General features: G+C 67.0%; 15 protein-coding genes. 9 read left to right on the forward strand and 6 right to left on the reverse strand.

Going from position 1 to position 12,614, the window contains the following annotated elements; genetic code table 11:
* Positions 1-63 precede the first annotated feature (63 nt).
* Positions 64-1,110 carry a glycosyltransferase family 2 protein gene (locus tag HV786_RS19925; RefSeq protein WP_128829928.1) on the forward strand — a complete coding sequence of 349 codons (1,047 nt, stop codon included), beginning with the start codon at positions 64-66 and terminating at the stop codon, positions 1,108-1,110.
* A gap of 2 nt (positions 1,111-1,112) precedes the next feature.
* Positions 1,113-2,696 (forward strand): ArnT family glycosyltransferase, encoded by a 1,584-nt coding sequence (locus HV786_RS19930; protein WP_420809647.1) that lies wholly within the window; start codon positions 1,113-1,115, stop codon positions 2,694-2,696.
* Here the strand turns inward: HV786_RS19930 and HV786_RS19935 are convergent.
* Positions 2,656-3,051 carry a GtrA family protein gene (locus HV786_RS19935; RefSeq protein WP_082586437.1) on the reverse strand — a complete coding sequence of 132 codons (396 nt, stop codon included), beginning with the start codon at positions 3,049-3,051 and terminating at the stop codon, positions 2,656-2,658. The two genes, HV786_RS19930 and HV786_RS19935, sit on opposite strands and share 41 nt — an antisense overlap.
* Positions 3,052-3,087: 36 nt before the next feature.
* Between HV786_RS19935 and HV786_RS19940 the strand changes: the two genes are divergently transcribed.
* Complete coding sequence (locus tag HV786_RS19940) at positions 3,088-3,954, forward strand: ChbG/HpnK family deacetylase (RefSeq protein WP_128829930.1); 867 nt, start codon at positions 3,088-3,090, stop codon at positions 3,952-3,954.
* Here HV786_RS19940 and HV786_RS19945 read toward each other — a convergent pair.
* Entirely contained in the window at positions 3,941-4,804 is an 864-nt protein-coding gene (locus tag HV786_RS19945; RefSeq protein ID WP_128829931.1) for a LysR family transcriptional regulator, read from the reverse strand. The genes HV786_RS19940 and HV786_RS19945 overlap by 14 nt on opposite strands.
* Positions 4,805-4,913: 109 nt before the next feature.
* Here HV786_RS19945 and HV786_RS19950 point away from each other — a divergent pair, with 109 nt between their 5' ends.
* Positions 4,914-5,372 (forward strand): multidrug/biocide efflux PACE transporter, encoded by a 459-nt coding sequence (locus HV786_RS19950; protein WP_128830105.1) that lies wholly within the window; start codon positions 4,914-4,916, stop codon positions 5,370-5,372.
* Positions 5,373-5,376: 4 nt separating this feature from the next.
* Here the strand turns inward: HV786_RS19950 and HV786_RS19955 are convergent, their stop codons facing one another.
* Both HV786_RS19955 and HV786_RS19960 read right to left on the reverse strand, forming a co-directional pair.
* A complete protein-coding gene (locus HV786_RS19955) occupies positions 5,377-6,264 on the reverse strand; it encodes an alpha/beta hydrolase (protein ID WP_128829932.1) in 888 nt (295 codons plus the stop codon).
* A gap of 71 nt (positions 6,265-6,335) precedes the next feature.
* Positions 6,336-7,223: a LysR family transcriptional regulator gene (locus HV786_RS19960; protein ID WP_128829933.1), complete on the reverse strand. Its 888-nt coding sequence runs from the start codon at positions 7,221-7,223 to the stop codon at positions 6,336-6,338.
* Between the two features lie 96 nt (positions 7,224-7,319).
* Here HV786_RS19960 and HV786_RS19965 point away from each other — a divergent pair, with 96 nt between their 5' ends.
* Both HV786_RS19965 and HV786_RS19970 read left to right on the forward strand, forming a co-directional pair.
* Positions 7,320-7,724, forward strand: a complete 405-nt coding sequence (locus HV786_RS19965) for a CidA/LrgA family protein (protein ID WP_056327888.1) — start codon at positions 7,320-7,322, stop codon at positions 7,722-7,724.
* Positions 7,714-8,406 carry an LrgB family protein gene (locus HV786_RS19970; RefSeq protein WP_175211636.1) on the forward strand — a complete coding sequence of 231 codons (693 nt, stop codon included), beginning with the start codon at positions 7,714-7,716 and terminating at the stop codon, positions 8,404-8,406. The genes HV786_RS19965 and HV786_RS19970 overlap by 11 nt, the downstream gene beginning before the upstream one ends.
* Before the next feature lie 8 nt (positions 8,407-8,414).
* Here HV786_RS19970 and HV786_RS19975 read toward each other — a convergent pair whose 3' ends face one another.
* Together HV786_RS19975 and HV786_RS19980 are read right to left on the reverse strand one after the other, a co-directional pair.
* Positions 8,415-9,059: a LysE family translocator gene (locus HV786_RS19975; protein ID WP_128829935.1), complete on the reverse strand. Its 645-nt coding sequence runs from the start codon at positions 9,057-9,059 to the stop codon at positions 8,415-8,417.
* On the reverse strand, positions 9,056-9,979 hold the full coding sequence (locus HV786_RS19980; RefSeq protein ID WP_175211638.1) for a DMT family transporter: 924 nt from the start codon (positions 9,977-9,979) through the stop codon (positions 9,056-9,058). Before HV786_RS19980 ends, HV786_RS19975 begins: the two co-directional genes overlap by 4 nt.
* Before the next feature lie 181 nt (positions 9,980-10,160).
* Here HV786_RS19980 and HV786_RS19985 point away from each other — a divergent pair, with 181 nt between their 5' ends.
* The 3 genes from HV786_RS19985 (at position 10,161) to HV786_RS19995 (ending at position 12,521) form a co-directional block, all read left to right on the forward strand.
* Positions 10,161-11,576 carry an aminotransferase-like domain-containing protein gene (locus HV786_RS19985; RefSeq protein ID WP_175211652.1) on the forward strand — a complete coding sequence of 472 codons (1,416 nt, stop codon included), beginning with the start codon at positions 10,161-10,163 and terminating at the stop codon, positions 11,574-11,576.
* A 37-nt stretch (positions 11,577-11,613) separates the two neighbouring features.
* Complete coding sequence (locus HV786_RS19990) at positions 11,614-11,958, forward strand: protein tyrosine phosphatase family protein (RefSeq protein WP_062838528.1); 345 nt, start codon at positions 11,614-11,616, stop codon at positions 11,956-11,958.
* 98 nt (positions 11,959-12,056) lie between these two features.
* Positions 12,057-12,521 (forward strand): universal stress protein, encoded by a 465-nt coding sequence (locus tag HV786_RS19995; protein WP_056327894.1) that lies wholly within the window; start codon positions 12,057-12,059, stop codon positions 12,519-12,521.
* Positions 12,522-12,614 lie beyond the last annotated feature (93 nt).

Here is a 12,614-nt window from a genome sequence, read left to right on the forward strand (position 1 = left end):
TTCGACGAGGCCCTGCGCATACTGCACCGCATCGTGCCCCGCATTCCGTCCAATCAAAGTCTCATGCACATCCAGTTCCGGTCCGACCCCCCAGCGCCGCAGGTGTTGGGTAAGCCTCTGCCCCTGCGTTCCGTGTGGCCGCCGCAGACCGCGGACGTGCCGTATGACATCCGTGTCACTTGCGTCATTCCGTGCCTGAACGAGTGCGAGAACCTGCGCGTGCTGCTGCCGCTCTTGCGCAACCGGCTGTCGGCGTTGTGCACCAGCTGGGAAATCATCGTGGCCGACGACGGCAGCACTGACGGCACCGACGCGCTGATGTCGGAATGGACCGAACACGAGGGCTTTCGCCACGTGCAGCTGTCGCGCAATTTCGGCAAGGAAGCCGCGCTGAGCGCGGGCCTGGAGGCCTCCACCGGCAACGTGGTGATCTGCCTGGACGCCGACCTGCAGCATCCGCCCGCGTTGATCGAGCTGATGCTCGCGCGCTGGTCGGCCGGCGCCGAAATGGTGTACGCCGTGCGGCGCGACCGCGCCGACGAATCCTGGCTCAAGCGCTCGGGCGCGCGCTGGTTCTACCAGCTGCTCAGCAATGCGCGCGGCGTGCAGGTGCCGGCGCACGCCGGCGACTTCCGGTTGATGGATCGAAGCGTGGTTGACGCGCTGATCGCGCTGCCCGAGCGCACCCGCTTCATGAAAGGCCTGTATGCCTGGGTCGGATTCAAGGGCGAGGCGCTGCCGTACACGCCCGACGAGCGCATGCACGGCACCAGCACCTACAGCGGTCTGCGCCTTTTCCGCCTGGCGCTGGACGGATTGACTGCCTTTACGACCTGGCCGCTGCGCATGGTCAGTCTGGTGGGCGTGGCGTTTGCCGTCCTGGCGCTGGCCTATGCGACATTCCTGGTGGTGGCCTACCTGACGTCCGGCAACGCCGTGTCCGGATGGACGACCATCGTTACGGCAGTGCTGTTCTTTGCGGGCGTCAACCTGATCTCGCTGGGCGTCGTGGGCGAATATGTCGCCCGCATCTTCGACGAAGTGAAGGGCCGTCCGCTGTTTGTCGTGCGACGCACCCGAGGCGGTCCCGCCGGCAAGGCGCAGGGCTGATGATGGCCAACCTTAACAAGCCGGCGCGCTCCGAATGGACCCCGCCGGCAGGATGGCTGCTGCTGGCCGCGGGAATCTGGCTTGCCTGGTTGGCGTGGATGCGTCCGCTGACGCTGCCCGACGAGGGGCGCTACGCCGGCGTCGCCTGGGACATGCTGCGCAGCGGCTCGCACGCCGTCCCGCTGCTGGACGGCATGCCGTACTTTCACAAGCCGCCGCTGTATTACTGGCTGACCGAATTATCGTTTTCGGTGTTCGGCGTGCATCCGTGGGCGGCGCGCTTGCCTTCGTGGCTGGCCGCGTGGAGCGCGGCCGCCGGTTTGTACGTATTCGTGCGCAGGCATCGCGACGCGGCGGCCGCCTCGCTGACGGTGCTGGTCCTTTGCACCGTGCCGTTCTTCTACGGCGGCGCGCAGTTTGCCAACCTGGACATGCTGGTCGCGGGCCTCATCACGCTGTGCGTGCTGGCTGCCGCGGAAACCGTGTTGCGCGTCGAGCGTGGCGAACGGTGGCGCGCGATGTCCGTGGCGGCTGGGGCGCTGGCCGCGCTGGCGGTGCTGGCCAAGGGGCTGATCGGCCTGGTGCTGCCCGGCGCCATCCTGTTGCTGTGGCTGGTCTGGGAGCGGCGCTGGCGCGGGCTTAGGGCGCTGGTCTGGCCGCCGGCGCTGCTGGTGTTCCTGGCGGTGGCGGCGCCGTGGTTCGTCCTGATGCAGATGCGGTTTCCGGGCTTTTACGACTACTTCTTCGTCTATCAGCATTTCCAGCGCTTCGCGGCCGGCGGTTTCAACAATGCCCAGCCGTTCTGGTTCTACCTGCCCGTGCTGGCCGGCTTGAGCCTGCCGTGGTCGCTGTGGGGCGGCGGCATCCTGCGTCGCGCGTTCTGGCTCGCGGGGCCGGCGCGCAGCCTGCGGCGCCTGGCCGCGGTGTGGTTCGCCGTAGTGGTGGTGTTCTTTTCGTTGCCGCATTCCAAGCTGATCGGCTATGTGCTGCCTGCGCTGGCGCCGCTCGCGTTTCTGCTGGCAGAGGTCATCCTGGCGGCGTGGCGCAGCGAGAACGGTGTGACGACGCCGCGGCTGGTGCGCATCAGCGCGGTGGTCGCCGCCGGCATCTGCGTCGTCGCCGTGGGCATCGCCGCATTCAATGCGAAGGGCAGCGCCGCGCCGCTGGCCCAGGTCGTGCGGCAGGAAGCGCGTCCGGACGATACCTTCGTGTCGCTGCACGCCTATCCCTTCGACCTGGCGCTCTACGCGCGCGCCCCGCGGCCTACCTGGGTCGTGGACGACTGGCTCAATCCCGAGGTGCCGGTGCGCGACAACTGGCGCAAGGAGCTGTACGACGCCGCGAAGTTCGATCCGGTCACCGGCAAACAGGTGCTGATCAGCGCCGAGCAGTTCAACGCCACGCTGTGCGCGGCGCCGGACGGTGCGCGGTTCTGGGTGTGGGGCGGGCATGGCGATGGCGCCATCTACCTGCCGCTGCAAGGGCTGGCGCCCGTCGTGACGAGCGCCCGGCATGCGATGTGGCGCGTGGATGCGGGCGCGGCGCTCAGGCAGCGGGTTTGTGCCGGAACGCCCACAGCCGGCTAGCGATGAAGGTGCCGAACGCCAGGCCGATGAGGATCAGCGCCAGCAACGTGTCGTAGGGTACGTCGGTGGCGTGCAGCAACCAGGCATAGGCAGATTCGTTGATCGCAAAGCCGATCGCTGAAATAAAAAAGAAACGACGGGCCGCTACGGTCCAGGGTATGGGCGAATGTCGAAACGTGAGCCGGTAATGGCCGCTGAAGGACACCACGAAGGCGCTCAGCCAGCCGATCAGGTTGGCCGCCAGCGGCGGTGCGCCGAACGCTTCGACGCAGCCCACGGCAACTGCCCAATGCGTTGCGGCGGCAGCGCAGCCGACGGCGACGAAAAGACTGATCTGCCGGATGAGGGTGCGCATGGGGAATGTGTCGAAGAGCTGAATGGAGAGACGTTGATGAGCAAGCGCGTCGTGGTGTGCGGTGATGATTTTGGCATGAATGCGGACGTCGATGAGGGCATGATTGCGCTGGCCGGCATGCGGCGGGTCAGCGCGGTCAGCTGCCTCTCGTTGGGCCCCACGTTCGCCGCCAATGCCCCCAGGCTGGCGGCGAACGATGTGGACATCGGTCTGCATCTGAACTTCTCGGAAACGCTGGGCGCGGATGCCGAACCGCTGCCTTCGCTCGGCGCGTTGATCCTGAAGGCCTATGCGGGCCGGCTCGATGCCGCCTGGATCGATGCGCGGCTTGATGAACAGTTCGACGCATTCGAAGCCGCGTTCGGCCGCTCGCCGGACTATGTCGACGGGCATCAGCACGTGCATCAATTGCCCGGCATCCGCAAGCGCGTCCTGGCGCGGCTCGTGCAGCGTTATGGAACGCAACGGCCCTGGTTGCGCCAGACGGCGCCCGGCATGCAATGCGGCATTCCGCTGAAGGAATCGTTCAAGGCGCACGTGATCGGCGCGTTGGGCGCGTCAGCGCTGGCGCGTGAGGCCCGTTCAAGCGGGTTGCGGACCAACCGGCGCCTGTTGGGCGTGTATGCGTTCGACGGCGGCCAGCGCCGCTACGCGCAGCTCTTGCAGACCTGGCTGTTCAATGCGCGCGAGGGCGACCTCGTCATGTGCCATCCGGCATTGGGTTTTGCTAGAAGCAACGAGCAGGACAGCGCGATGGCGCGCCAGCGCCGTGCCGAATTCGACGTGCTGGCCAGCCCCAAGCTGGGTGACTGGCTGGACGCCAACGGCGTGCGCATCACGCGCCTGGCGTTGACACGCGCCGATCACGAATTGCCGGTAGTGGGGCGCGCTATCCCCGCGTAAGGCTTTCCAGCAGCCATGCGCCCGCCGGCCCCAGCGCGCGCCGCGTCGACCAGACCGCGTCGACATGGATCCGGCGCGGCCATCCCGGCACCTTCAGTTCCACGAGCTGATCGCCGCCAAAGCGCTGGATCGTCCAGCGCGGCAGTTCGGTCCAGCCGAATCCCAGGCTGGCCATTTCCAGCAGCATCAGGTAGCCGGGCGCCGACCACGTCGCATGCGCGGGCGTGGCGTCCTTGTCATCCAGCTCGTACGTGCTCAGGCGCAGTTCGCGCTCGGTCTTCAGGTGGTCGGACGTGACCGACGGCAGGCTGGCCAACGGATGCGAACGCCCCACGCACAGGACGATTTCCGAGCCTTCGGCCAGGCACGCATGCGCCACGTCCGGCGGGTAGGTTTCCTGCGCGGCCATCAGTCCGACGTGGGCGCGGCCCTGCTGCACCAGCGCCACCACGTCCTCGTATTCCGCGATCAGGCATTCGAAGCGCAGGGCCGGGTAGCGCTTGTCGATCTGGCTCAGCATGGTTTCGAACGTGCGCGACTGGAATGTGTCGGACAGCACGACCGTAAGCCGGGGTTCCAGGCCTTCGGACAACTGGCTGGCGCTGCGGTTCAGCCGGTCGTTGGCGGCCAGCACCTGCATGGCCTGTCCCAGCAGCACCTTGCCGGCAGCGGTCAGGGCGGGCTGGCGCTGGCTGCGATCGAACAGCGTGACGTTCAGATCCACCTCCAGGTTGGCGATGGTTTCGCTGACGGTGGATTGGCTTTTGCCCAGCTTGCGGGCCGCGGCCGAGAAAGAACCTTCGGCGGCTACCTGGGCGAAGGCGGCCAGGGATTCAAGGGAATGACGCATGGCGGTGACGGGTCCGAGTATCGGATTTTCCGATGGATATGATCTTTATCGTAACGGAATAGGCGTGGAAAATGCCGTCACTCCGAAGCAAACCGACCGCAGGTGGGTCATGACGCAAGCCAAGAAAACCCTCAAAGAACGATTCCTCCACGCCTTCCTGTTCGAAATCATCGCTATCGGCCTGTGTGCCCCCGTGGCGGCCTGGGCCATGGGCAAATCCCTGTTTGAAATGGGCGTGCTGACCGCGGTGATCGCCTGGATCGCGCTGGTATGGAACATGATCTACAACGCGGGCTTTGACCGCATCGAAAACCGTTTTGGCTGGACGCGTACTTTTCGGGTGCGCGTGGTGCATGCATTCGGCTTTGAGTTCGGCCTGATTCTCATCGTGATCCCGCTGGCGGCCTGGTGGCTCAGCATCAGCTTGTGGGAAGCCTTCGTGCTGGATATTGCGCTGGTGCTGTTCTATCTGCCCTATGCCTTCTTCTACAACCTGGCCTACGACCGCGCGCGTCCCCGCGTGATCGCCTGGCTGTCGCGCCGCGGCGCTGCCGCCGCCGGGGCATAAAGGCTCAACCCTTCTTGCGCTGGTAGGCCTGGCGGGCGTCCTGCATGAAGGTCTTGACGGCGGTTTCGTACTGCGTGCCGCTGCGAAAGGCGCCCGAATGCGAGGCGCCTTCAATCTTGACCAGCCGCTTCAAATCCGGCGCCACGTTGCGGGCGGCCGCAAAAAGCTCGTCGCTCATGGTGTGCGGCACCACGCGGTCCGCGGTGCCGTGCATGAACAGCATCGGCGTGTGCAGCTGGGCCAGTTTGTCCACGGAGGCGAAGGGCTGCGTGACCAGCAGGCTGGCGCCGGGCACGTTGCCCCAACGCAGCGTGGCCAGCATCGCGCCGATGCTGGTGAAGCTGGATTCCACGATCAGGCCGGCAAAGTCCGGCTGCTCGGGACGCGAGGCCAGGTCGATGGCGATTGCGCCGCCCAGGCTGTGTCCGTAGACGAAGCGCCGCGCCGGATCGGGTTGCAGCCGCGCCAGTTCCTTCAGGCCCGCCATGGCGTCCTGCAGGGCGCTTTCTTCGGACGGAAGACGCGGTGTGGACGCGCCAAAGCCGCGATAGTCGATCGCCAGCATGGAAAATCCCATCCGGCTCCAGCCGTCGATACGGAACGCGCTGCCGTTCAGGTTCCAGCGCGCGCCGTGCAGATACAGGACGGTGGGGGCGCCCGGCTTGGGGCTTGCCAGATACCAGGCGCGCACCTTGTCGCCGTTTTCCAGGGTCAGGTCATAGACCTGCGTCCCGGCGGCCGGGTCGCGCCACCAGGATTGCGGCTCGGACTGCGGCGAAAAAATGGTCTGGCGTTGCCAGGAATCCAGTTGCGTGCAACCGACCACGCCGGCGGCGGTGAGCACGGCGGCGGCGAATAGTCGGCGGGCAGAGAAGCGGGGCAGGGCGGGCATGAAGGGTCTGACCCGGCAAGTCGGGTTGGGTTCCGGCATCAGCATACTCCGGCGCGGCCGGCCCGGCGCCGTCACGGGGTGCCGGGATGCACCTCGCGCGTCAACGCCAGCCACGCCTGCGCGGCGTAGGATAAATAGCCGCCGCGGCGCCACAACAGCACCATTTCCCAGTCCGTCCCCGTATCGCGCAAAGGCGCGCGCGCCACGCCTGCGTGCAGCGCCACGTCTGCCGTGATGCGCGGCAGGAATGCGACGCCCAGCCCCGCGGCCACCAGCGCCACGATGAAATCGATCTGGCCGCTGCGCGCGGCGATGGCCGGCACGAAGCCCGCCCGCTGACACGCGTCGTGGATGATGCGGTTCAAGGCGAAGCCGCTCTCGAACAAGATGAAGGGCGAGTCGCGCAGGTCGTGCAGTCCCACAGAGGGCGCATGCGCCTGCGGATGGTCGGCGGGCATCAGGGCGACCAGCGGTTCGCGTGCCACCGGCTGCCATTCGAAATGGCCGGGCACCGGCTTGAGCGACCCGGCGAGCTCGATTTCGCCAGCCATTACCATCTCTTCGAGGCGGCGGCTGCCATGCTCCACCAGACTGATCTCGATGCTGGGATAACGGCTGCGAAAGCGCGCGAACATCGGCGCGAACAGGGAACTGCTGCCCAGCGGCGGCAGGCCCAGGCGCAGCACGCCGCGCTTCAAGCCTTTCAGATCGTCCAACTCGGCCCGCAGGTCGTCGCGCTCGGCCAACATGGCGATGGCGCGCCGGTACACGATCTCGCCGGCCGCCGTCAGCCTTAACGGCTGCGCCTGCCGGTCCAGGAGCGGCATGCCCAGTTCATCCTCCAGTTGCCGCACGGCTTTGCTGACTGTGGGTTGGGTGGCATGGACGACCTTCGCCGCCTGGGAAAAACCGCCTTGCCGGACGACTTCGACCAGGGCGCGTAGCGTACGCAGTTCCATGGCTATGCCTGATTGGAATAGATGGGATTCATCGAATTCATTTTATCTATGCCTGCCGCAGGCGTACAACGGAACCTTGCCGCTGGATTTCGTCTCATGACCCGCTTTCGCCATTCCATCCTTTTGCGCAGCGCGCTGCGCCGCAGCCGTCTGCTCCAGATTGCATTGATCGTTCTTTTTTCCCTGGCGGGTCAGGCGGTGGCGCAGGCCTCTGGCCTGCCGGTGCCCGGCGGCGTCATCGGGATGGCGCTGGTGCTGCTTCTGCTGGCGACGCGCCGGTTGCGTGTGCGCAATGTGCAGCGCGGCGCAAGCTGGCTGCTGGGCGAAATGCTGCTCTTCTTCGTACCGGCGGTCATGTCGCTGCTGGACCACCGTGAATTCCTGGGGCTGCTGGGCGTCAAGCTGCTGGCGGTAATCCTGCTGGGCACGGCGCTCGTCATGGCAGGCACGGCGCTGACCATCGATCTTTGCTATCGCTGGATGAACCGCCATGCCGCCTGACTTCAACCTGCTTTTCTGGCCGGCCGCGACGGTCGCCGCCTACGTCTGCGCGCGTCTGTTCTACCGCCGCTATGCCTACTGGTGGACGTCCACGCTGGTCGTTGCGCCCGCGCTCCTGCTGACGCTGGCCATCCTGCTGCATACCGGCTATCGCGAATACATGTCCGGCTCGCACTGGCTGATGGCCATGCTCGGCCCGGTCATCGTGGCATTCGCCTTGCCGCTGTATCAGCAGCGCGCGCTGATCCGGCGTTACTGGCCGGTGCTGGCCGCCGGGGTGGCGGTGGGCAGCGGCATCGCGGGCGCCAGCGCATGGCTGCTGGGCAGCCTGCTGGATTTGCCGCCGGACCTGCGGCTTAGCCTGCTGCCGCGTTCGGTCGCCACGCCGTTTGCCGTGGCGGTGTCGTCCCATGTGGGCGGCGTGCCTGACCTGACGGCCGTCTTTGTCATCGTGACGGGCGTGTTTGGCGCGGCCATCGGACAGCTCATGTGCCGGTGGCTGCCGCTGCGCTCGGCATTGGCGCGCGGCGCGTTATTCGGCATGGGGGCGCACGGGGCGGGCACGGCCAAGGCCCGTGAGCTGGCCGCCGAAGAGGGCGCGGTCGCGGGCCTGGTGATGGTGATGGCGGGCCTGTTCAACGTGCTGGTCACGCCGGCCGTGGTGGTGGGGCTGCTGGCCTGAACGGCGGGTCAGTAGAGCAGTTCCAGGGCGACGGGATACAGCGAGGCGACCAGCAGCAGGGCCATGCCCACATTGAAGGCGCGGATGGCTGCGGGCCGGTGCAGCACGCGGCGCAGGGCCGTGCCGAAGGTTACCCAGATGCCGATGCTGGGCAGGTTGACGATGCCGCAGACCAGCGTCGCGATCACCAGGTTGGCGAAGAAGCCGTTCTGCGGCGTGTAGGTCGCCACCACGCCCACCGCCATCACCCAGGCCTTGGGATTGACCCACTGGAAGGCGGCGGCCTGCAGGAACGTGAACGGCTTGCCGCGCGCCTCGCCCTCGTCCAGCGGGCCGGAGTTGGCGATCTTCCACGCCAGATACAGCAAATAGGCAGCGCCGGCGTACTTCAGGACGGTATAGAGGGCGGGCGTCTGCTGGAAGACCGAACCCAGGCCGACGCCCACCAGAAAGATCATCAGCGTGAAACCCAGGTTCACGCCCAGCAAATGCGGCACGCTGCGCCGGAATCCGAAGTTCAGGCCCGACGAGGCCAGCATCACGTTATTGGGGCCGGGCGTGATCGAGCTGACCAGCGCAAACAGCGCCAGTGGACCCAGCAGGGAAAGTGAGGCCAGCGGGACGTCGGCCCAATTGGCAGGAAGCAGGTTCATTTCGGGGTCCTTACGATGGCGCGGCGTCCGCCGGCAATAACGGCGATCACGGCGGCGGCAAACACGAACGTCGTCGCCTCCACGGTTTCGCCAAACAGCAAAGCAGCGGCCACGACGGTAAGGAAGGGTTGCAGCAATTGCACTTGTCCGACCCGGGCAATTCCGCCGGCGGCCAGGCCGCGGTACCAGGCGAAAAATCCCAGGAACATCGAGCCGAAGGCCAGGTAGGCGCAGGCAGCGATCACGTCCGAGCTGGGCCAGTGGGGCTGCTGCGCCGCCATCCAGCCGACCGGCAGGGCCACCACGGGCGCGCTGATGGCCAGCGCCCAACATATTGTGCGCCAACCGCCCAGCGTGCGCGAGGCGCGCGCGCCCTCGGCGTAGCCCATGCCGCCCAGCACCACGGCCACCAGCAGCCACAGGTAGCCGGCGGTCAGCGTGCCTTCGCCCTGGCGCAGCGCATAAGCGGTAACCAGCGCGGCGCCCGCGACGGCCCAGCCCCAGAAGGCGGCGGAAGGCCTTTCACCGCTGCGCAGCGCGGCAAAGGCGGCGGTGGACAGCGGCAGCAGGCCGTTGAATACCGCGCCTTGCGACGAAGGCACCGTCTGCATCGCGATCGACGAGGCCAGCGGCCAGCCCACGACGATGCCCAGCGCCGCCAGGATCACGCCCGGCCATTCCGCGCGATTGGGCCGGCGGCTGCGGGTCAGCCATAACAGGGCGACCGCGGGCAGCGCGGCGATCAGCGCGCGGCCCAATCCCACCAGCAGCGGCGCCAGTTCGGCCACCGCCACGCGGGTCATGGGCAGCGTCAGCGAAAACACCAGCACGCCCAGGAAACCGTAGCCGTATCCCTCCCATAGGGATGACGGGGCGGCGGAAGTGGCCGAAGGCGACGGCAAGAGCGCGGGACGGGTCATGACAGCACCGGAAAAATGTCTCAATGGCCGGGTCTGCGGTTGCAGGCTTTCGGCATTGCTGTCACTCTACGCACAGCCATCAGTACAGTACCGGTACACAATGGCGTGTCACTTTAATCACTGGCCTGGTCAAATCTCCATGACAGTTGCTCCGTCCTCCCCTTCCATGCCCTGGCAGCCCGTGCGCCAGGCCGATGCCACCCTGGTGGCGCAACTGGCCGATGGCCTGGCCCGCCGCATCGACGAGCAAGGCTTGCGGCCCGGCACGCGCCTGCCGTCCATCCGCAAGATGGCCGAACAGTCGGGCGTCAGCCGTTTCACCGTGGTCGAGGCCTACGACCGCCTCGTGGCCCGCGGGCTGGTGCAATCGCGCCGGGGCGCGGGGTTTTTCGTAAAGGCCCGCAGCGGCCCGCTGACGGCGGTGGCCGCGGCCGCACCCAGCACGCTTGCGCCGCCCGCGCGGGTGGACATCGCCTGGCTGTTGCGCAGCATGTTCCGGGAATCCAACGCGCCGGGCATGCCGGGCGGGGCGGGCCTCCTGCCGGCCGATTGGCTGGATCCCGACATGGTGGCAGGCGCCGTGCGGGCGGTGGGCCGCTCGGTGCGGGCCAACCTCGTCAGCTACGGCAGTCCGCAAGGTTTTGCGCCGCTGCGCCAGCAGATCGCCGCGGTGCTGCAGAATGAGGGCGTGCCCGCCCATCCCGAGCACAACCTGCTCACGACCAACGGCGTCACCCACGGGCTGGATCTCATCGCGCGCCATCTGGTCAAGCCGGGCGATACCGTCCTGGTCGAGGACCCGGCCTGGTTCGTGATCTTCGGCCGCCTTGCCGCCTTCGGTGCCCGCCTGATCGGCGTGCCGCGCGGCCCCGACGGCCCGGACCTCGACCTGCTTGAGCAACTGGCCGCGCAGCACAAGCCCAAGCTTTTCATCATCAACGGATCGGTTCACAACCCCACCGGCCACACGCTGTCCGCCGGGGCTGCCTACGGCATCCTGCGCATCGCCGAACGCCACGATTTCATGGTCGTCGAAGACGACACCTACGGCGAGCTGCATCCGGGCGGCGCCATCAAGCTCGCGGCCCTGGACCGGCTGAACCGCGTCATCTTCGTGGGCGGATACTCCAAGATGCTGGCGGCCAGCCTGCGCGTGGGCTATGTGGCGGCCAATGCCGAACTGCTGCAGAAGCTGGCCGACCTGAAGATGCTGGCGGGTCTGACTTCACCCGAACTGGGCGAGCGCGTCGTGCACCGCGTCCTCATGGAAGGGCAGTACCGGCGCCATATCGAACGCGTGCGACAGCGGGTCGACGACGCGCGCCAGCGCTGCATGAAGGGCTTGCTGAAACTGGGTCTGACCATTCCGCACGAGGCGCACGCGGGCATGTTCGTCTGGGCCGACTGCGGCCGGGATTCCGAGGTGCTGGCGCGCGAGGCCGCGGACCGCGGCATGCTGCTCGCGCCGGGCACCCTGTTCTCGCCGACGCAGGCGCCGTCGACCATGCTGCGCTTTTCGGTATCGATTGCCGACCACCGGGGCATCTGGGCCGAACTGGAAAAACTTTTCGCGCAAAACGGGTCCTACAATCAATAATTCCGAGCCAGATCGCCCAGTCACCGAAGGAACCGTCATGTCCGCACCCATCAAGCCCCTTACCCAGAACTTTGCCGTCGCCCCGCAACTGGGCCCCGACGACATGGCCGACGTGGCCGCGGCCGGGTACAAGAGCGTCATCATCAACCGCCCCGATTTCGAGGGCGGTCCGGACCAGCCCACCGCCGCCGACGTGTCGCGCGCCGCGCAGGAAGCCGGCCTGCAGATCGAATATCAGCCCGTCGTGGGCAGCGCCATGACCGCCGCCGATGTCGCCCGCTTTGCGGAACTGCTGCGCACCTTGCCGGGCCCGGTCCTGGCATACTGCCGCACCGGCACCCGCTGCACCAACCTGTTCGCGGCTGCCCAGCAGTTGGGATAAACCCCGCCTTGACCCTCGTCAAGGCCGCCGGTTCGGCTGATGTCGGCCCGGCGGCTTTCCGGTAGCATAAAGATTCCTCCAACACAGGAGCAGGCAAGATGTTCAAGAAGATCCTGATTCCCACCGACGGTTCCCCGCTCTCGGCGCAAGCCGCCAACGCAGGTATCTGCTTCGCGCGCGAAGTCGGCGCCGAAGTCGTCGCCCTCTACGTGACGCAGCCCTTCGCGGCCACCATCGGTTTTGACGGCATGGCCGCGGCCTACGCCATCACCGACGAAGACTACGAAAAGGCCTCCGCCGAGCAAGCCGACAAGTACCTCAAGCAGATCAGCGACCGTGCCGATACCGCAGGCGTCAAGGTCGAAGCGCGCGCCGTGTCCAACTTCAACGTGGCCGACGGCATCGTTCAGGCCGCCACCGACGCCGGCTGCGATCTGATCTTCATCGGCAGCCACGGCCGCAGCGGCCTGTCGCGCCTGCTGCTGGGCAGCGTCACCGCCAAGGTGCTCTCGCTGGCCACCACTGCCGTGCTGGTCTATCGCGTCAAGGAAGACAAGAAGTAATCGCGCGCCAACTTGGTGCGCGTAGCGCGCCACCGCATGCGCCAAGGCCCCTCTGTCAGAGGGGCTTTTTCATGCCCGGCGCATGCGCTTATA

This window comes from Achromobacter mucicolens, from assembly GCF_902859725.1.
GTDB lineage: Bacteria > Pseudomonadota > Gammaproteobacteria > Burkholderiales > Burkholderiaceae_B > Achromobacter > Achromobacter mucicolens.